This is a genomic window from Acinetobacter sp. YH16038 (assembly GCF_013417275.1).
Lineage (GTDB): Bacteria > Pseudomonadota > Gammaproteobacteria > Pseudomonadales > Moraxellaceae > Acinetobacter.
In genome coordinates this window covers 53,899-73,014 of record NZ_VPEG01000009.1, presented here as the reverse complement: position 1 = coordinate 73,014, position 19,116 = coordinate 53,899, and the positions used below count along the sequence as shown (strand labels likewise).

17 protein-coding genes are annotated in these 19,116 nt (G+C 41.9%); 13 read left to right on the top strand and 4 right to left on the bottom strand.

Annotated features, from left to right (window positions below):
- The first annotated feature begins 31 nt into the window (after positions 1–31).
- From ureC to FTV34_RS05595, 7 genes are all read left to right on the top strand, one after another.
- Positions 32–1,732, top strand: coding sequence for an urease subunit alpha (gene ureC, locus FTV34_RS05625; RefSeq protein ID WP_180069225.1), 1,701 nt, complete (start codon positions 32–34; stop codon positions 1,730–1,732).
- A gap of 168 nt (positions 1,733–1,900) precedes the next feature.
- Positions 1,901–3,019 (top strand): hypothetical protein, encoded by a 1,119-nt coding sequence (locus FTV34_RS17905; RefSeq protein WP_257226108.1) that lies wholly within the window; start codon positions 1,901–1,903, stop codon positions 3,017–3,019.
- A gap of 78 nt (positions 3,020–3,097) precedes the next feature.
- Positions 3,098–4,063 (top strand): allantoinase PuuE, encoded by a 966-nt coding sequence (puuE, locus tag FTV34_RS05615; RefSeq protein WP_180069223.1) that lies wholly within the window; start codon positions 3,098–3,100, stop codon positions 4,061–4,063.
- A gap of 141 nt (positions 4,064–4,204) precedes the next feature.
- A complete protein-coding gene (gene uraD, locus FTV34_RS05610) occupies positions 4,205–4,708 on the top strand; it encodes a 2-oxo-4-hydroxy-4-carboxy-5-ureidoimidazoline decarboxylase (RefSeq protein ID WP_159123026.1) in 504 nt (167 codons plus the stop codon).
- Positions 4,705–5,025 (top strand): hydroxyisourate hydrolase, encoded by a 321-nt coding sequence (uraH, locus tag FTV34_RS05605; protein ID WP_005235589.1) that lies wholly within the window; start codon positions 4,705–4,707, stop codon positions 5,023–5,025. Before uraD ends, uraH begins: the two co-directional genes overlap by 4 nt.
- A 34-nt stretch (positions 5,026–5,059) precedes the next feature.
- A complete protein-coding gene (locus FTV34_RS05600) occupies positions 5,060–6,415 on the top strand; it encodes a nucleobase:cation symporter-2 family protein (RefSeq protein WP_125278692.1) in 1,356 nt (451 codons plus the stop codon).
- Positions 6,416–6,536: 121 nt separating this feature from the next.
- Positions 6,537–7,250, top strand: coding sequence for an outer membrane protein OmpK (locus tag FTV34_RS05595; protein WP_005235592.1), 714 nt, complete (start codon positions 6,537–6,539; stop codon positions 7,248–7,250).
- A gap of 51 nt (positions 7,251–7,301) precedes the next feature.
- On the opposite strand, the gene FTV34_RS05590 is transcribed toward FTV34_RS05595, so the two are convergent.
- Together FTV34_RS05590 and alc are read right to left on the bottom strand one after the other, a co-directional pair.
- Positions 7,302–7,799 carry an ureidoglycolate lyase gene (locus FTV34_RS05590; RefSeq protein ID WP_180069221.1) on the bottom strand — a complete coding sequence of 166 codons (498 nt, stop codon included), beginning with the start codon at positions 7,797–7,799 and terminating at the stop codon, positions 7,302–7,304.
- A gap of 12 nt (positions 7,800–7,811) precedes the next feature.
- Positions 7,812–8,816, bottom strand: a complete 1,005-nt coding sequence (gene alc / locus FTV34_RS05585; RefSeq protein WP_180069219.1) for an allantoicase — start codon at positions 8,814–8,816, stop codon at positions 7,812–7,814.
- Between the two features lie 213 nt (positions 8,817–9,029).
- Here alc and hpxO point away from each other — a divergent pair, with 213 nt between their 5' ends.
- Positions 9,030–10,187: an FAD-dependent urate hydroxylase HpxO gene (gene hpxO, locus FTV34_RS05580; protein WP_180069217.1), complete on the top strand. Its 1,158-nt coding sequence runs from the start codon at positions 9,030–9,032 to the stop codon at positions 10,185–10,187.
- A gap of 84 nt (positions 10,188–10,271) precedes the next feature.
- On the opposite strand, the gene FTV34_RS05575 is transcribed toward hpxO, so the two are convergent.
- Together FTV34_RS05575 and FTV34_RS05570 are read right to left on the bottom strand one after the other, a co-directional pair.
- A complete protein-coding gene (locus tag FTV34_RS05575) occupies positions 10,272–11,624 on the bottom strand; it encodes an 8-oxoguanine deaminase (protein WP_180069215.1) in 1,353 nt (450 codons plus the stop codon).
- Positions 11,625–11,663: 39 nt separating this feature from the next.
- Positions 11,664–12,605, bottom strand: coding sequence for a LysR family transcriptional regulator (locus tag FTV34_RS05570; RefSeq protein WP_180069213.1), 942 nt, complete (start codon positions 12,603–12,605; stop codon positions 11,664–11,666).
- A gap of 280 nt (positions 12,606–12,885) precedes the next feature.
- On the opposite strand from FTV34_RS05570, the gene FTV34_RS05565 reads away from it, so the two are divergent.
- From FTV34_RS05565 to FTV34_RS05545, 5 genes are all read left to right on the top strand, one after another.
- Positions 12,886–13,941 (top strand): aromatic ring-hydroxylating dioxygenase subunit alpha, encoded by a 1,056-nt coding sequence (locus FTV34_RS05565; protein WP_180069211.1) that lies wholly within the window; start codon positions 12,886–12,888, stop codon positions 13,939–13,941.
- Positions 13,942–14,064: 123 nt separating this feature from the next.
- Positions 14,065–14,550, top strand: a complete 486-nt coding sequence (locus FTV34_RS05560) for a nucleoside deaminase (RefSeq protein ID WP_180069209.1) — start codon at positions 14,065–14,067, stop codon at positions 14,548–14,550.
- Between the two features lie 690 nt (positions 14,551–15,240).
- A complete protein-coding gene (locus tag FTV34_RS05555) occupies positions 15,241–16,272 on the top strand; it encodes a BMP family ABC transporter substrate-binding protein (RefSeq protein WP_257226111.1) in 1,032 nt (343 codons plus the stop codon).
- Between the two features lie 111 nt (positions 16,273–16,383).
- Positions 16,384–17,985 carry an ABC transporter ATP-binding protein gene (locus FTV34_RS05550; protein WP_180069206.1) on the top strand — a complete coding sequence of 534 codons (1,602 nt, stop codon included), beginning with the start codon at positions 16,384–16,386 and terminating at the stop codon, positions 17,983–17,985.
- A 15-nt stretch (positions 17,986–18,000) separates the two neighbouring features.
- Complete coding sequence (locus tag FTV34_RS05545) at positions 18,001–19,095, top strand: ABC transporter permease (RefSeq protein ID WP_125278683.1); 1,095 nt, start codon at positions 18,001–18,003, stop codon at positions 19,093–19,095.
- The last annotated feature ends 21 nt before the right edge of the window (positions 19,096–19,116 follow it).

Genomic DNA, 19,116 nt, shown 5'->3' with positions numbered 1-19,116 from the left:
ATTGCAGCAGAATTATAAAGGTTTATAAATCATGAAAATGTCACGTCGTGCTTATGCCGAAATGTTTGGACCGACTGTAGGAGATCGTGTTCGTCTAGCTGATACTGAATTATTCATTGAAGTCGAACAGGATTTCACCACTTATGGTGAAGAAGTTAAATTTGGTGGCGGCAAGGTCATTCGTGATGGTATGGGTCAATCACAACTTTTGTCATCTGAAGTGGCTGACACTGTCATTACAAATGCGCTGATTGTCGACTGGTGGGGCATTGTTAAAGCAGATATAGGCTTTAAAAATGGTCGAATCTGGAAAATCGGTAAAGCCGGTAATCCGGATATTCAGCCAAATATTACTATTCCACTTGGCGCGGCTACAGAAGTCATTGCTGGCGAAGGACAAATATTAACAGCTGGCGGAATTGATACCCATATTCACTGGATCTGTCCGCAGCAAGTTGAAACGGCACTGATGTCTGGCACAACCACGATGGTCGGCGGCGGTACAGGTCCGGCAGCTGGAACTTCTGCGACAACCGTGACTCCAGGGCCTTGGCATATTGCCACCATGTTGCAAGCGATTGATGATTTACCGATGAATATTGGTTTATTAGGTAAAGGCAACTTAAGCCAGCCAGAGCCAATTGCAGAACAAATCAAAGCTGGTGTAGTCGGATTAAAACTGCATGAAGATTGGGGCTCGACACCAGCAGCGATTGATAACTGTCTGACTGTAGCCGACCAGTACGATGTGCAAGTCGCCATCCACACTGACACACTAAACGAAAGTGGCTTTCTGGAAGAAACTTTGGCAGCTTTTAAAAATCGAACCATTCATACTTACCATACCGAAGGTGCAGGTGGCGGACATGCGCCGGACATTTTAAAAGCCATTGGTCAACCGAATGTATTGCCATCTTCAACTAATCCCACCCGTCCATATACCGTCAATACCATTGATGAACATCTGGACATGTTGATGGTTTGTCATCATCTCGATCCAGCGATTGCAGAAGATGTGGCCTTTGCAGAAAGTCGTATCCGCCGTGAAACCATTGCTGCAGAAGATATATTGCAGGATATGGGCGCGATTGCCATGATGTCATCAGACTCTCAGGCGATGGGACGTGTCGGTGAAGTAATTTTACGGACTTGGCAAACGGCGCATAAAATGAAAGTGCAACGTGGGCCTTTGGAAGGTGATACTGCCTATAAAGACAATAACCGGGTCAAACGTTATATCGCCAAATATACGATTAATCCGGCCATTACTCATGGTTTGAGCCACGAAATTGGCTCTGTTGAAGAAGGTAAATTGGCTGATCTGGTATTGTGGAAACCTGCATTCTTTGGAATCAAACCATCCATGATTATCAAAGGTGGGATGATTGCAGCAGCGCCGATGGGTGATATTAATGCTTCTATTCCAACGCCACAGCCTGTGCATTATCGTCCAATGTTTGGGGCTTATCCGCGTGGTGTGCATAACACCTGTATTACGTTCCTGTCACAAGTTGCAATTGAGAATGGCGTACATGAAAAATTAGGTCTGAAAAAGTTGATTTCACCATGTAAAGCGACGCGCCAGGTAACCAAACAGGACATGAAACATAATAGTTACTGTCCTGTGATGGAAGTGCACCCAGAAACTTATGAAGTTCGTGCAGATGGTGTGCATCTGATCTGTGAACCTGCGGAAGTACTGCCAATGGCGCAGAGGTATTTTTTATTTTAAGAATCTCTCTAAATCCCTCCTAACCTCCCTTTAATAAAGGGAGGTTAGGAGGGATTTAATATTAGCTATATTTCTTTTCCATTTTTTGGCAGCAAGTTAGGGGGATGAAGTTGATTTAGTTTTTGATTTATATAATATTCAAGTGAAATACAGTAAATGTAAAAAGTTATGAGTTTTTCTTTTTTAAGTGATGAGTTTTCGAATGCTGTTGATAAAGTTTTAGAACTTTATATAAGGGTTAAGGACAATCTTAATTTAGATGAGTGGTCTAGATCCTTAGTGGAGAATTTAGCATTTGTAAGTACATTACCAGAATCACATCTAAGAATTTTTGAAGAGAAATGTGTTCTAACAAAACAATATTACGGATTTAATTTAGAACATATATTTGAAAATAAAAAAAATGTGAGTGATCGTGAAAAGTTAGAAATATTTACTCTCTGTATGTATGTTTATTATAAAGAAAGAAATTTCAGGGACGGGATAACTAATCCCGGAATGCTTAAACCTTTTTTTAATTTCATAGAAGATAATAAATCTAATTTCCAAAGCAACTTAAATTATTTTTTTTCGTTTGTTGATCAAATTCCGTTTTTGATAATGAGCGAAATTTATAGTAATCCTAATTTTCAAAAAATTTCTCAAACTATTAAAGAACCTAGATTTGAAGAATATTTAAACTCATTCAATAAGATTGATTCAGTTTTAGTTACAATTGAAAACTGGGAGAATACACTTCAAACCAAACAAAATGCTGTCACCCAATTAGAATCTCGATTAGAAAGTAGCAAGCAAAAATATGATTTTGTTTTGCTTAATGCAGGATTTAAAAGTTTATATGATCAAAAAAAGAATGATTTAAAAGATCCCACATCGAATTACAAATGGATTTTTAGATTTATTTTAATAATACCGATTTTAGAAATTTTATTTTTTAGTTGTTTGATTGCTAGAGAAATAGAGATAAATTCCGCAACGATCTGGTACATGTTGATACCCTCGATTTCGTTAATCTTATTTCTGTTTTATTTTTATCGCATCAATTTGCAAGAAGCTCGTTCTATCAAGTCACAAATGATGCAACTTGAACTCCGTATGGCGTTATGCCAGTTTATTCATAATTATGCTGAGGATTCAGAGACATTACATAAGAAAAATTCAGCAGGTTTTGAAAAATTTGAGAATATTATTTTTTCTCCACTGGTCTCATCTGACGATAAGATTCCAACTACATTTGATGGTATGGAAAAGTTGGCAAAACTAATAGGTGAATTTAGAAGAAATTAAATGATCCTTTTTGGCGCATAAATTGCTTGTCACGCTTATTCAATTTTACTGTTTGATATAACACATCAGGGATTAAACGTGACCAGTACCTATCTACGCGGACAAGAACTCATAGATCAAATTCGAAACCAGCCTTATTCACGTGACTTGATTGGCTATCATGGTGATGTACCTAAAGTAGAATGGCCCAATCAGGCCCGTGTCGCAGTTCAGTTTGTACTGAATTATGAAGAAGGTGGTGAAAACCACATTGAACATGGTGATGCCGGTTCAGAACAATTTTTATCTGACATTATCGGCGCAGCCAGCTTTCCAGACAAACACATGTCGATGGATTCCATGTATGAATATGGCTCACGTGCAGGCTTCTGGCGCATTCATAACGAGTTTAAAAAGCGTAATCTGCCGATGACTATTTTTGGGGTTGGGATGGCTTTAATCCGTAATCCTTATATAGTCGAAGCGATTAAAGAAGCTAATTATGATGTAGTTTCACATGGTCAGCGCTGGGTACATTATCAGGACATGCCGATTGAACTTGAACGCCAGTATATGGATCAGGCGATTAGCGTATTGGAGGCTCTGTTCGGCAAAGCACCAATCGGCTGGTATACCGGTCGGGATAGTCCAAATACCCGTCAATTACTGGCTGAATTTCCTCAGATTCAATATGACTGCGACAACTACGGAGATGACTTGCCATTTTGGAGCACATTGACCAATCGGGCAGGGGAAACACGCCCTCATTTGATCATCCCCTATACTTTAGAAAGCAATGATATGAAATTTAGTTCACCGGGCGGCTTTAATAGCGGGGAACAATTCTATCAATATTTAAAAGATGCCTTCGATGTACTCTATGCTGAAGGTGAAACTGAACCAAAAATGCTATCGATCGGGATGCATTGTCGTATTTTAGGGCGGCCAGGACGCTTTAAAGCCCTACAAAAGTTCCTCGATTATGTGCAAGGTTATAAAAAAGTCTGGATTTGCCGACGGGGTGATATTGCAGCACATTGGTATAAATATCACGCACCAAAATGAGAAAAATATATTAAAAAAGAGAACCTTGAGTTCTCTTTTTTGCTTTATACATCATATAAAAACACAAGATTAAGAAGATTTGGCACTGTTATTGCAAAACCTGTACTGAACAAAAAATGAATATCATCAGGCGATTTAATAGTGCAACTCGTTGAATTTAATCAGGCATCTTCAGAAGAGGCCATTACCTTTTTAAAGCACTGTGTGCAAATACCGAGCTGGTCGACCCAGATTGAAGCAAAGCGTCCTTACGCATCTGTTGAAGATGTATTGAATATAGCCAGACAACAGGCTGCAACCTGGACCTGGGACGAAATCAAAGCAGCTTTGGATAATCATCCACGTATTGGTGAAAAAAAGGCACAGGCTGAATTAAGCGAAGTTGAAAAAAACTTTTCCAATCGTGAACAGGCTGCGATAACTCAGGACGAAGCAACTCAGCAAGCTTTGCTAGAAGGCAATATCGCTTATGAAAAAAAATACGGTTATATCTTCCTGATTAAAGCGGCTGGTCTAAATAGCCAAGAAGTGCTGAATGCCTTGAAAGATCGTTTAGCTAATGATCCGGAAACTGAAAAAGGTATTGTTCATACGCAACTGGCGGAAATCGCTTTATTAAGACTGTCACAGGAGCTGCAAGCATGATCAGCACTCATATCTTAGATACGCATCTCGGCAAACCTGCAGCACATGTTTTAATCAAACTCTTTGATGAAGAAGGTGAATTACTCGGAAAAGCATTTACCAATGCAGATGGTCGAGTCACAGATTTTGGTTTAACCGAATTTGAGGAAGGTAAATACAGTCTTGAATTTGCTACTTCTGATTATTTTGAAGGCTTAGGTCTAGAAACTTTCTTTCCTAAAGCAGTCATTCATTTTCAGGTGAAAGATGCCTCTCAGCACTTTCATATTCCTTTACTGATCAGCCCATTCGCGTACTCCACATATCGCGGAAGCTGATTTTTTTATTCAAGCTTTCAGGGAGAGAAAAAGAATGACAGAACAAAGCACAAACATTTCACCAGAACATGAATATCTGGGCGCAGGCAAAAGTGCAGCCTATGGCTTGCAACATGTATTGACCATGTACGGTGGTATTATCGCACCACCACTCATTGTGGGTACTGCCGCAGGTTTGGAAGCTACACAAATCGGTTTATTGATTGCGGCTGCATTGTTTGTTGGCGGTCTGGCTACGATTTTACAAACCATTGGAGTGAAATATATCGGGGCTAAATTGCCACTGGTACAAGGGGTTTCCTTTGCGGGTGTGGCGACGATGGTGGCGATTGTAACTACAGGTGGCGGCTTATCAGCTGTTTATGGTGCAGTCATCATAGCTTCATTAATTGGTTTCTTCCTTGCGCCTTATTTTTCTAGAATTATCCGTTTTTTCCCGCCAGTCGTGACCGGCTGTGTGATCACGATTATCGGTTTATCACTTTTACCCGTAGCCGTTCGCTGGATGATGGGGGGCAATAAAAATGCACCTGAATGGGGAAGTGTAGAAAATATCAGTTTGGCCGTGATGACCTTGGCCATTGTGATCTGTCTAAACTTGAGTAGAAATGCCTCGATTCGTCGCCTGTCTATTTTATTGGCGATCGTATTGGGTTCAATGCTGGCTTATCTGTTTGGTTTTGGCGATTTTAGTAAAGTCGGCAATGGTGCATGGGTACAATTTCCGAGTTTCTTTGCTTTCGGCATGCCAACTTTTGAACTCAGTGCAATCATTTCCATGCTGATCGTGACGCTGGTGATTATGACTGAAACAACAGCTGATATTATTGCTGTGGGTGAAATTGTTGGAACCAAAGTAGATTCAGAACGTATTTCCAATGGTCTGCGTGCAGATATGTTCTCAAGTGCAGTTGCACCGATTTTTGGTTCATTCATGCAAAGTGCTTTTGCACAGAACGTCGGGCTGGTAGCCATTACCGGGATTAAAAGCCGTTTTGTGGTCGCTGCTGGCGGTATGATTTTAGTGGTTTTGGGATTACTTCCAATTATGGGCCGACTAATCGCCGCAATTCCGGTTCCGGTACTTGGTGGTGCAGGATTGGTGCTATTTGGTACAGTGGCTGCAAGCGGCATCCGAACTCTGGCAAAAATTGATTATAACGAGCAAAAGAATTTGATTATTGTTGCAACTTCAATTGCAGCCGGCATGATCCCGATTATTGACTATTCTTTCTATGCTAATTTTCCAAAATGGTTTCAAACCCTATTTCATTCTGGCATCAGTTCAACCTGTTTAATGGCGATCCTTTTAAACATTCTGTTTAATCATCTGCAAATGTTCAAGTCGAAAACAGAGGTTCCGGAAAAGATTGCAGAAACGCTGCATTAAAGTATGATTTCCTCCATATGCCCATGCCAGTCATGGGCTTTTTTATCAAAAATTAAAAAAGTTGGCTTTGTTCTTGCTTAATCCAGAATGAGATTTTTAATTCCATTGGGGAACCTTATTTATGAAATTTACTCAAGTTGCTGCTGCAACATTACTTGCATGGGGTGCAGCATCTGCACAGGCAAAACCAGTCTGGCAGGATTTTAGCGTTACTGGGCTTTATGGGGAAAACTATGAAGTTGTAGATGAAAAACAGGCAACCCTAACTGTTGAATACGCTGCAAAAGTTAAATATGCAGATGTCTTCTTTTTCATTGACCGTATGCGTGGTTCTGACGATATTAAATCAAGCTATTTTGAATTTTCACCACGTTTAAGTCTGGGTGAAGTTTCAGGTCAAAAGCTGGCATTTGGTCCAGTGAAAGATGTTCTGGTAGCAACGACTTGGGAAGGTGGTGAAGGTTTTGATAACTTCCTGTACGGCGTAGGTTTCGACCTGGCTATTCCAAAATTCAATTATGCCAGCGTGAATCTTTATCGTGTAAATAACGAAAATATGGAAGACGACTATCAGCTCACCTTGACCTATGGTGTGCCATTTAAATTGGGTACTGAAGAATTCCTGGTAGATGGCTTCCTGGACTGGTCAACTGCTGAAGATGATCATGCGAGTGAGATGAACTGGACGACTCAGTGGAAATGGAATGTCGGCAAGCATATTTCTCCTGACACCAATTTATATCTCGGTATTGAGCATTCGGTTTGGAATAACAAATACGGTATTCCGGATGCAGATGAAAATAACGTGAGTGCTTTAGTGAAATATCATTTCTAAAATAAGAAATTAAAAAGCCCTTATCAATAAGGGCTTTTTAATTTAATGGGCTTAATTTTCGATAAAAATCTTTTCAGGAAAAGTATAAACATCACAGTTTGGACCAGTGCCGATCCGATCGATTACCACGAAATCACTTGGAGCTTCAAAGGTCAGCAAAGGATGATGCCAGGTACCGGCACGGTAATTTACACTTTGTGTACCATTACTGATAAAAGCCTGAATTTGACTGATATCAGGCTTTTCATGATCCAGATTAGGCGCAACCACAATTAAAAATTTCTGGCCCTGCATCGGGATGAACGCTTGTGAACCGACAGGGTGACGTTCCAGCATTTCGATTGCAAAGGGAATGGCTGTAGTCTGAATATTTCTAAAAATACTTAGACCAACTTTAGCATCTGTTTCAGCAACCGCCAGAGCATGATAACGCTCGGTGTGCTGATCATTAATATGGAAAAAATCATTGCCTTCGCAGGCAATTACCTCGCCATAAGGCAAGAAACTTTCAGCAGTTAAGGGCTGTATTTTTATGGTTTGCATGCTCATAGATATAATTACTCAGGCAACTTTTCCCCACAGTCGAATCCGGCTAATGCCACCATCCGGAATCATGTTCACCCGAATATGAGAAATTTTTCCCTGTTTTAAGATTTCCTCAACAAAGCTATGAATATGATCCATCTGCATATCTTGTGCTTCAAGCAGGAATGGCCAGAACATACTTTGCGGAATTAACTGCTGGTCAGTCGCATCTTCAATATAAATCGCTTGGATAGAGACTTGAGCAGGAAAGTTACCTTTAAAATGCGCGGTATCAATCTCAATTTTTTCAATCTGGCCACTCTGACCTAGAGCCAAGATACACCAGTCAAAGCCGGGTGCACGACGGCGCTTGGTTTCCCAGCCATCACCCATATTGATGCCACGCCCCGGATTAATCAGATTACGTGGATGACCAAAGTGCGCATCACTATAGGCAATGACACGACCGCCATTTTCCAGAGCGACCAGATCAATCACCTGATTGCTGTCCTGAACCTGAATTTTTACTTCACCATAGACTTTAAAGCGAGCTACACCCCCGTCAGGGAAAATATTTAGGCGTACATGTGTAAAGACTTCGTCTGAATCAATATTAAAAATATGATGCTGGCTCGGACCTAATATACTGTTTGGTAAAATTGAGTGCCAGGTTGCGGTGCTTAAGTCACCATTTGGTGCATAGCAGGCTTCAACTGCAGCAGAAGCTGGATAGTTTCCGGTAAAGAATGTGGTATCAATATCTAGTGCTTTGATGGTTCCAGCTACCCCCAGTTTGACAATCGCCCAGTCATAGCCGGCATGACGCTTGCGGCGGGTTTCCCAGCCGTCCATCCATTTGCCATGATTATCAAATTTATCTTCAACAAAAATTGGTGCATCAAATTGCAACATTCGTTTTGCTTCAGCAAAAAAATCATCTGAACATTCAAGAATTTCTGCACCAATCCGGCTATCAGCCAAGTTGGTAAGCTGCTGGATATGGGCAGGGATCTCGAAAATGGGTGCAAATAATGTTGCCATAACTATCTTCCATTCAAATTATGTTTAACGTGAATCTAATTTTTTATAAAAGTCTGTAATTCTGCTGAAAGACCTTATAAAAACAGGTTTTTAATGAATAGATGAATGCACGGCTTGTGCCAACTTTTGAGAAAAATCAGTGCATTATTTTCGAAATGGCACGCTTTTAGCTACACAGGGAGGAAGAAACACAATTTTGAGAGGAGCATATAGATGGAGATTACAATTATTGGTGCAGGGATGGGGGGATTGACCACAGGAATTGCACTAAAAAAGTTTGGGCATAAAGTCACCATCTATGAACAGGCAGAAAAGATTTTACCGGTGGGCGCGGCAATTTCACTTTGGTCAAATGGGGTAAAATGTTTGAATTATCTGGGCTTAACTGAGCAGGTGGCCAAGCTCGGTGGTCAGATGGATCAGCTGGCCTATATTGATGGTTTGACGGGCGACACCATGACCCAGTTCAGTTTATTGCCTTTGATTGAAGAAGTGGGACAACGTCCATATCCGGTGGCACGTGCTGATTTACAGAACATGTTGATGGACGAGCTTGGCCGTGAAGATATTCAGCTGGGCAAGAAGATGGTTGAGCTGCAAGAACAGAAAGACGGTGTTCTGGTTAAATTTGCGGATGGTACAGAAATTAAAACAGACCTACTGATTGGCGCAGATGGAACCCATTCCATTACCCGTGCCTATGTACTGGGCGAACAGGTTTCTCGTCGCTATGCCGGTTATGTCAACTGGAATGGTCTGGTAGAAATTTCAGAAAAGCTTACTCCGGCAGATCAATGGACCACATTTGTCGGACAAGGTAAGCGCGTTTCGCTGATGCCTGTGGCAGACGGAAAATTCTATTTCTTCTTTGATGTACCGTTGCCGGTCGGTTTAGAGAATAATCGGGCAGAATATAAAACCTTATTGAAACAGTATTTTGAAGGTTGGTGTGCGCCGGTTCAGCATCTGATTGACGCGCTGGATGAACAGAAAACCAATCGGGTTGAAATTCATGATATTGAACCGTTTGCCCAGTTCTATAAAGGTCGTGTTGTAATTGTTGGTGATGCCGCACATAGCACCACACCGGATATTGGTCAGGGTGGTTGCCAGGCCATGGAAGATGCAATCTATCTGGCTCGTTCTTTACAGATTAATACGCTGGGTCTGGAAGATGCCTTGAAACGCTATCAGAACAAACGCAATGAGCGTGCCAATGAGCTGGTCTTGCGTGCACGTAAACGGTGTGATGTGACACATATGAAAGATGAAGCCGTGACCAAAGAATGGTATGAAGAACTGCGTAAAGAGCAGGGACCGCATATCATGAAAGGGATTATCAGCAATATTATTGGCAATCCTTTAGATTAATTCTGCGTTTAATCTCTTGGCAAAAAGCCCTTCATATCGAAGGGCTTTTTATATTTAAATAACAGGAATTCGCTAATAGATTTTTTAGGCCGCAAGTAAAGCTTTCGCTGCCTGACGATGTGCAGCCTGAACCGCTTCAAGATCCAGATTCAGGATTTCCCGGTCTTTAACGACCCATTGTCCATTCACCATGACATGTTCGGCACGGTCTGCACCGCACAGTAACAGGCCGGCAATCGGATCATGAATCCCTGAAAAACGCACATCATCCAGACTATAAAAAGCTAAATCTGCCTGAAAATCTGCTGCGATTTGTCCTAGGTGCTTTTCACGTCCCAGTACCTGTGCCGAGCCTTGTGTGGCCCAGGTTAAAGCACGTTCAGGCGTAATCACTTCTGCACCATATTTTAAACGTTGTAAATACATCGCCTGCCGAGCTTCCAGAATCAGGTTAGACGCATCACCCGAAGCAGAGCCATCCACACCTAGACCAATGACTGCTCCTGCTTCCAGTAGATCCATGGTTGGACAAATCCCTGAAGCCAGACGCATATTGGAATGCGGACAATGACAGATACCGACTTGAGCCCGCCCTAAGCGTTGGATCTCGTCGGTATTAAAATGAATGCCATGCGCCAGCCAGGTTCTAGAATTAAGCCAGCCTACACTTTCCAGATAATCGACGGTGCGCATGCCAAATTTGGACAGACAAAATTGTTCTTCATCCAGTGTTTCGGCCAGATGTGTATGCAGACGTACATCCAGTTTTTCTGCCAGTGCAGCACTTTCTCGCATAATTTCTTGGGTGACTGAAAATGGTGAACATGGTGCAAGCGCAATATTGACCATCGCATCAGCACTACGCTGGTGATATTTCTGCACTAGTCGTTCTGAGTCCAGCAGAATGGTATCCATATCCTGTACGGTATGCTGTGGTGGCAAGCCACCAGAATCTTCACCCAGACTCATGGAACCACGGGTCAGCATTACACGAATCCCTAATTGTTTTGATGCTTCAACCTGAACATCAATGGCATCGGACAGCTGCTGTGGAAACAGATAATGGTGATCCGCAGCAAAGGTACAACCGGAAAGCAGTAATTCAGACAATGCTATTTGAGTGGCTAGATAATGCTGTTCAGTATTCAATTTGGCCCAGACCGGATATAAGGTTTTCAACCATGGAAATAGCGGAGCATTGACCACAGGAGCCCAGGCACGGGTTAAGGTCTGATAAAAATGATGATGGCTATTAATCAGTCCCGGTGTAATCACCAAATTCTGGGCATCAAAGAACTGGTCATAAGATGATGCTGGGGTTTGTCCTAGAGCCACCAGTTCAATAATTTTGCCATCACGGATGACCAAGCCACCACGGGCATCCAGATCATTTGCGGTAAATACAGCAAGAGGGTTTTTAATCCATAAGGTTGTCATATCTTATTTCCAATAAATATTATTCGTGCTGTAGCTAAATCAGGCAGCACATGAAGTATTAAGCTGTTGTAATTTAATTTTTAAATCTTCCATCTGGTCGATCAGATGGTTCATCATGATTTGTGAGATACGGGAAATTTGCCGTTTCGGTGCCACACAAAGGGCAAGGGTCAGTGGATGCATACCTTTTTCAATGATCGGTTTAAACACCAGTTCATCACGTTCTAAATAAGGCAAAGCATCAATGTAGGACAGTACCCCAATCCCTAAGTTGCGCTCTGCCAGAGAGGTAATCATGCGAATGTCATTACACTCCAGCTTTTGCTGTGGCATAAATTGGTGATGTTTATACAGGCTATAGACATAGTTATGAATGATTAAAGGGGCACAGGGAATGAGATGCTTAAAGTATAAAGTGTCGGAAAAATAGATTTTTTCTGCCTGAGCTAAAGGATGAGATTTGGCCATCACAAATCCAACCGGGATTTCCACAAAAGACATGACTTCGAGCTGATTATGACTTTTAGGATTGAGCAGAATGCCAAAATCAACTTCAGCATCCATAATCATTTTAGAGACAGTATCACTTTCCTGAATCTGGATATTGAAATTGATCCAGGGATAGTTTTCATACATATATTGTAGAGAATCTAAAACGAAACCGTCACTGAGTGCCGCAATGAGCCCGAGTTCAATGCTGCCGCGCGATAAACCCTGAATTTCATCAAAACGTACGCAGGTCTGTTGGAATTCTTTTTGCCATTTGAGTAGATCTGCATACAGCAATTCACCCGCTAATGTCAGCTTCAGGCCACTCGGCAACCGTTCAAAAAGCACGATGCCAAATTCTTCTTCTGCTAGAGCAATCTGACGATGAATCGCGGAGACAGAAATATAAAGCTGATCAGCTGCTTTTCTGAGGCTGCCTGTTTTGGCTACGGCAATAAAATATTCTGAAAATCTTGAAAAAGTAATATTCATAAAATCACGTCAATCCACCTGCACATCGTTTTAATCACATAATTTTCAGCTGGAAACTAAGTGATTCTGGTTCTATCAAGTGGATAAGCGATTTCTGTGCCAATTTTCAAAGAAATGGAACGGTAAAAGTTTTGTGTTCTATTTTTTGGAACATGGGCTACGAAACATTCTAATAGACAGCAGAACAGGCATTTGGCTAATTTTATTAAAGAACAACAAGGCAGCTTAATGAGATAAAAATTTAAGCCGTTGTCATGCAATAAATATTTGTGAGTGAACTATGAATGCTATCCCGGTGCTTAATTTATTCAGTCAACCGCACTGTAGCGGCTTTGACCCATCAGACTGGAATATCCTGGCTCAGCATTGGTATCCAGTTGCCCGTATACAGGATGTGAGTACTACGCCACAGCAGGTACAACTTCTGGATGTGAAGATGGCCCTATATCAAACTGAGAGTGGCAGCATTCATCTGGTTCGTGATATCTGTCCGCATCGTGGGGTGCCATTAACCAAAGGCTGGGTAAAGGGTGAAGAAATCATTTGTCCTTATCACGGTCTGCATTACAACACTCAAGGAAAATGCACCAAAATACCGGCTCAACCAGAACTGACTAACATTTCGGATCGTTTTACCTTAACCAAGTTTCCAGTAGTCTTGAAATATGGTCTGGTCTGGACCAGCCTGTTTAGCCGGGATGAATCAGAAGCTAATTTCCCTGATCTGGATACCTGGGAGAGCGAAGAGCACCAATCGATCTTACCGCCATTTGTTGATATCGGTGGTTCAAGTGGCCGGCAGCTGGAAGGCTTTATTGATGTGGCGCATTTTGCCTGGGTGCATCATGAATCGTTTGCTTCTCGTGATAACCCGATCGTGCAAAAGTATTCAACTGTACGCACCCCTTATGGCTTGCATACGGAATATGTCAGCGATGTCAGCAACTATCCACATGGCTTGCAGCATCTGGCACCCGAAGGATTTTTGTGGAAACGTGTGTTTGATGTTTATCCACCATTTTCAGCGATTTTAACGGTGCATTTTCCGGAAAATGGCATTCTGAAAATTCTAAATGCCTGCTGTCCGGTATCTCACAATAAAACCCGCTTATTTGTGCCGTTGACCCGTAATTTTGATACGACTGGTGATCTGCAAGCGGTTTACAATTTTAACGCACAGATTTTTGCTGAAGATCAGGACATGGTCGAAAGCCAAAAACCGGAAGAGCTACCTTTGGATATTACGATGGAAGCACATTTTGAAGCTGACCGTTCTTCGACAACTTATCGCCGCATTCTGGCGGAATGGGGTCTAAGCAAGCGCTATATTGTTTAAATTAAATTTCCTCCTTTATGCATCCTGGTCTGTTGGGGTGCTTTTTTTATTCCATGCCATCTGTTCAAAGTCCTATTTTATAAGCACCTATGACCTTTGAACTTTCGATTGTTAGAGTAATTTATGCCACAGCCTAGCCATGAGCAAATGCTATCTTTTTTAAGATTATCCAATGAGGTTGCCAAACGAGCAATGTCTTTAGGCCATCATCCTTTTGGTGCAGTCCTGGTCGCGCCTGATCATGAAACGGTTTTACTGACCCAATGTAATATTGATACGGTCAACCATGCAGAAAGTACTTTAGCCCGGATCGCAGCCAGCAATTTTACGCCGGATTATCTGGCTGAATGCACCTTATATACGGCAGTTGAACCTTGCTGCATGTGTTCTGGAACGATTTATTGGGCCAATATCGGGCGGGTGGTCTATGCCATGACCGAAGAAAAATTATTGCAATGTACTGGAAACCACAATGAGAATCCGACTATGAGTGTTTATGCTGAGTATGTTTTTGCTCATGGTCAGAAGATTATTGAGCTGATTGGACCAATCATGGAACTTGAACAGGAAACGGTTCAATTGCAAAAAGACTTCTGGTCATCTCGGTGAAGATTTGAAATTATTCTTTTTATAATTCTACTTCATTTTATTTATATTATTTATAAGACCATAAAAGCAGATTTTCTGGATTGTAGGCTCAATTTAAAACCCTACAATCCAGTCTCTATTTTCTAAAAATACTTTCCTTAATTTTCTATTTTTAAAAATCCATTTTATTCATTCAGTGCATTGCCAATTATAAGCCATTTATTGGTGCACACGATTTAGAGCTGACGCACTTATCTAGCGCAGAACAAAAGAAAATTACAAGAATTCTTGAATATTTAATCTTATTAATTTCTCAATCTTGAGCTGAGTCTGGTTTTCTAGCAACTTTGCTCATTGACTTAGATTGATATCTATATTTTTCGGCTTATATTCTTAACTGTTCAACTTTTTTATACTCAATACTTGGTAGTAAATAATTGTAATTTATAAAAATAAATAAAAGAACAGATCATTCTAAAAATTATAAGTGTCTTGCAATCCGCCTGTTCTATTTTTTGAACTGAATTGGAATAGAAGTTGCTAATTAATAGAAATATAGCAATCAGTAAAATTTTTGATGTCGATTCAGATCTTTTAAAGCCGCTATTTATAAAACTCAAATGGCATTCACGGAGGCAATTTATGCTGAATATGTCCAAACATAAAAAGATAATGAAAAAATTTTCACTGCCTGTAATTGCGGCTGCAATTATGGGTTTGGGGATCAGCAGTCAGAGCTTTGCAGTCGATAAAGCTGCATTTGTCTATATTGGACCAACCAGTGACCATGGCTGGACATATTCACATGATCAGGGGCGTATTAAAGCTGAAAAAGCTCTGGGCGGAAAATTCAAAACGACTTATATCGAAAATGTACCTGAAACGGCCGATGCTGAACGTGTGATTCGTAATCTGGCACAGCAGGGCAATAAAGTGATTTTTGCGACCTCTTTTGGTTATATGAACCAGATGGAAAAAGTCGCGAAGCAGTTCCCCAATACCATATTCATGCACGCGACCGGTTATAAGCAGGGGAAAAACCTAGGCATCTATGATGTACGTACCTATGAAGGTGCTTACATGCTGGGTGTAGTGGCAGGGCAAACCACCAAAACTAATACCTTGGGTGTCGTAGCCTCATTCCCGATCCCGGAAGTGGTTCGTAATATTAATGCCTATACCTTGGGTGCACAAAGCGTCAATCCTAAAGTCAAAACCAAAGTCATCTGGGTGAACTCATGGTTTAACCCGGGTAAAGAACGTGATGCGGCTTTGGCACTGATTTCTCAAAAAGCTGATGTGCTGATGCAAAACACAGATTCGCCAGCAGTGGTGCAAGCTGCCCAGCAAAAAGGCGTTTATGCCTTTGGTTGGGATTCAGACATGAGCAAATTTGGTCCTAAAGCGCATTTGGCTGCTTCAGTACTGCACTGGGAAAAAATTTATACACCAGCCATGCAGCAAGTGGCTAATAAAACCTGGAAACCTGCTGCTCTCTGGTATGGCGTAAAACAGGATGCAGTGAAAATTGAAAACTTCGGGCCTGCTGTTCCTGTCAAGGTGAAACAGTCCGCTTTAAGTGCACAAAGTGCAATTCATAAAGGCACATTACATCCATTCCAGGGTCCAATCTATAAACAGGATGGAACTTTGGTGATTGCCAAGGGCGGAAAAATGACAGATGAAGCGCTTGGAAAAATGAACTTCTATGTGAAAGGAGTTGAAGGTTCATTGCCTAAATAATTCTTTCACTATTTGTATGACTTAAAAATAAAAGAAAGTAAATCCTGAAAAATCATCCCCCAGTCCATGAATCACTTTATGGACTGGGCCAAAATGAGTGGAGACTGAGTTATGAGCGATCTGCCTCACATGTCAAATGACATCGAAATGTCATCGCTCAATGAGCAGCAAATTCCACGACTGGAGCTGATCAATATCAGCAAAAGCTATAACTCATTGAAAGCAAATGACAGTATTAATTTAAAAGTCCAACCTGGGCAAATTCATGCCATTTTGGGTGAAAACGGTGCTGGTAAAAGTACCTTGATGAAAATCATCTACGGCGCCACGAAATCAGATAGCGGTCATATCGTCTGGAATGGCAAAGAAGTACAGATAGAAAGTCCGTCGATGGCCAGAAAACTGGGCATCGGTATGGTGTACCAGCATTTCTCACTGTTTGAAACTATGACTGTGGCTGAAAATATTTTATTAGGTCTGGATGAGAAAATAGACCTGAAAAGCTTAGGGGCTAAAATCACCGAAGTATCAGAACAATATGGCTTACCGGTAGATCCACGGCGTGAAGTTTTTTCTTTATCGGTTGGTGAGCGACAACGGGTCGAAATTATCCGCTGTCTACTCCAAAATCCTTCCTTACTCATTTTAGATGAACCGACCTCCGTATTAACCCCACAAGCGGTACGTCAGTTATTTAAAACTTTGCGACTGGTGGCTTCGCAAGGTGTTTCAATTCTTTATATCAGCCATAAATTGCATGAAATCAAAGAACTCTGTGATGAAGCGACGATTCTGCGTAATGGCAAAGTCACCGGCTATGTATTGCCTTCTGAAAATAGTACCAGTGAACTGGCCAAATTAATGATTGGCCGGGAATTGCCGACGTATGCGCATGTTGAATATACAGGCGAACATCGCACGCTGTTTCAGGTAAAAAACCTGAATTACGAAACTGATGATCCGTTTGGTGTGTCCTTATCCAATATTCAACTCAACCTAAATTCCGGTGAAATTCTGGGCATTGCTGGTATTTCGGGTAATGGTCAATCTGAATTACTGGCTCTGCTTTCCGGTGAGCAAACGGCGAAAAAAGGTCAAGTCTTTCTATTAGATCATGACATTTCTGAACTCAGTGCAGGTCAGCGACGTGATCTAGGCTTGGGCTTTGTTCCGGAAGAGCGTTTAGGTCGTGGTGCTGTGCCGAATATGACATTGGCACAAAACACTTTATTGACTGCTTTTCGTCAGGGTTTAAACAAATGGGGCTTTATCCAGTTTGAGAAAACTGTCGCTTTTGCCCAGCAATGTATCGAAAAATTCGGAGTAAAAGCCGCAGGGCCACAAGCGGAAGCGCGCAGCCTTTCGGGCGGGAATCTGCAAAAATTTATTGTAGGGCGTGAAATCCTGCAACAGCCGAAAGTATTAATTATTTCCCAGCCAACCTGGGGCGTTGATGTCGGCGCATCGATGTTTATCCGTCAAACCCTGATTGATCTTTCCCGCCAAGGCGTTGCGATTTTAGTGATTTCAGAAGAGCTGGAAGAACTGTTTGAAATTAGCGACCAGATTTGTGTTCTGGCTGGTGGAAAGCTGTCTGCACCTGTCCCGGCTAAAAATACCAATGCAGAACAGATTGGCCTGCTCATGTCAGGTATTCAGGCAGATCCAGCAATACTGGCTGAATCCGAGCCTGTCCATGAAGCGCATGCGTAGAGAAGAGGTGTAAATATGCATTTATTAGAACCTAGAGAACATCCTTCTCAATTAATGAAATGGCTCTCACCTGTGCTTGCATTACTCGCCATGCTGGCGGTAGGTAGCCTATTGTTTTTAATGCTTGGAGTGAATCCTGCTCAGGCTTTATATATCTTTTTTATTGAGCCGCTAAGCTCAGTCTATAACCTGAGTGAACTGATAATTAAAGCCAGTCCGCTGATTTTAATTGCCTTGGGTCTGGCTGTTGGGTTTCGTGCCCGTCTGTTTAATATTGGTGCTGAGGGGCAGTTGGCTATGGGGGCCATCTTTGGCGGTGGTATTGCCATCCTGTTTCATGAGCAGATCGGCTGGTGGATTTTACCTTTGATGGTGATTATGGGTGCGATTGGTGGTGCAATTTGGGGCCTGATTCCAGCGCTGCTAAAAACCCATTTTAATGCGCAAGAAACCTTGACCACCTTAATGATGAACTATGTGGCATTTTTCCTGCTGATGTATCTGGTCAATGGTCCATGGCGTGATCCAGATGGCATGAACTTTCCACAATCCTTAATGTTCTCGGAAAGCGCGACCCTGCCGCTGATTATGGAAGGCACACGGATTAACGCCTCAATTTTTATCACGATCATCGCAGTGGTGCTGTTCTGGGTTTTTATCCGTAAGAGTCTGATGGCTTATAAACTGGAAGTCAGTGGTCAGGCACCTTTGGCAGCTCAATATGCAGGATTTTCAGCAAAAAAAGCCATCTGGTTAAGTTTGGGAATTTCAGGTCTGATGGCGGGGATTGCCGGAATCTGTGAAGTTGCAGGTCCAATCGGCCAGCTCAATCCGAATATTTCACCAGGTTATGGTTATGCAGCCATTATTGTGGCTTATCTGGGCCGACTAAATCCCATTGGAATCGTACTTTCAGGTTTCCTGATGGCGCTGATCTATTTAGGTGGCGAACTGGCACAAATGCAGTTGCAACTCCCAGTCGCGATTACCGGAATTTTCCAGGGCCTGCTTTTATTTTTCCTGTTGGCTTCAGATGCCCTGATTGAAAACCGCTACCGTTTTACCAAAAAGAAAATCAAAAAAACCATGACCACTGCGCAAGCAGCCTGATCCAGACAGAAGAAGGATAAC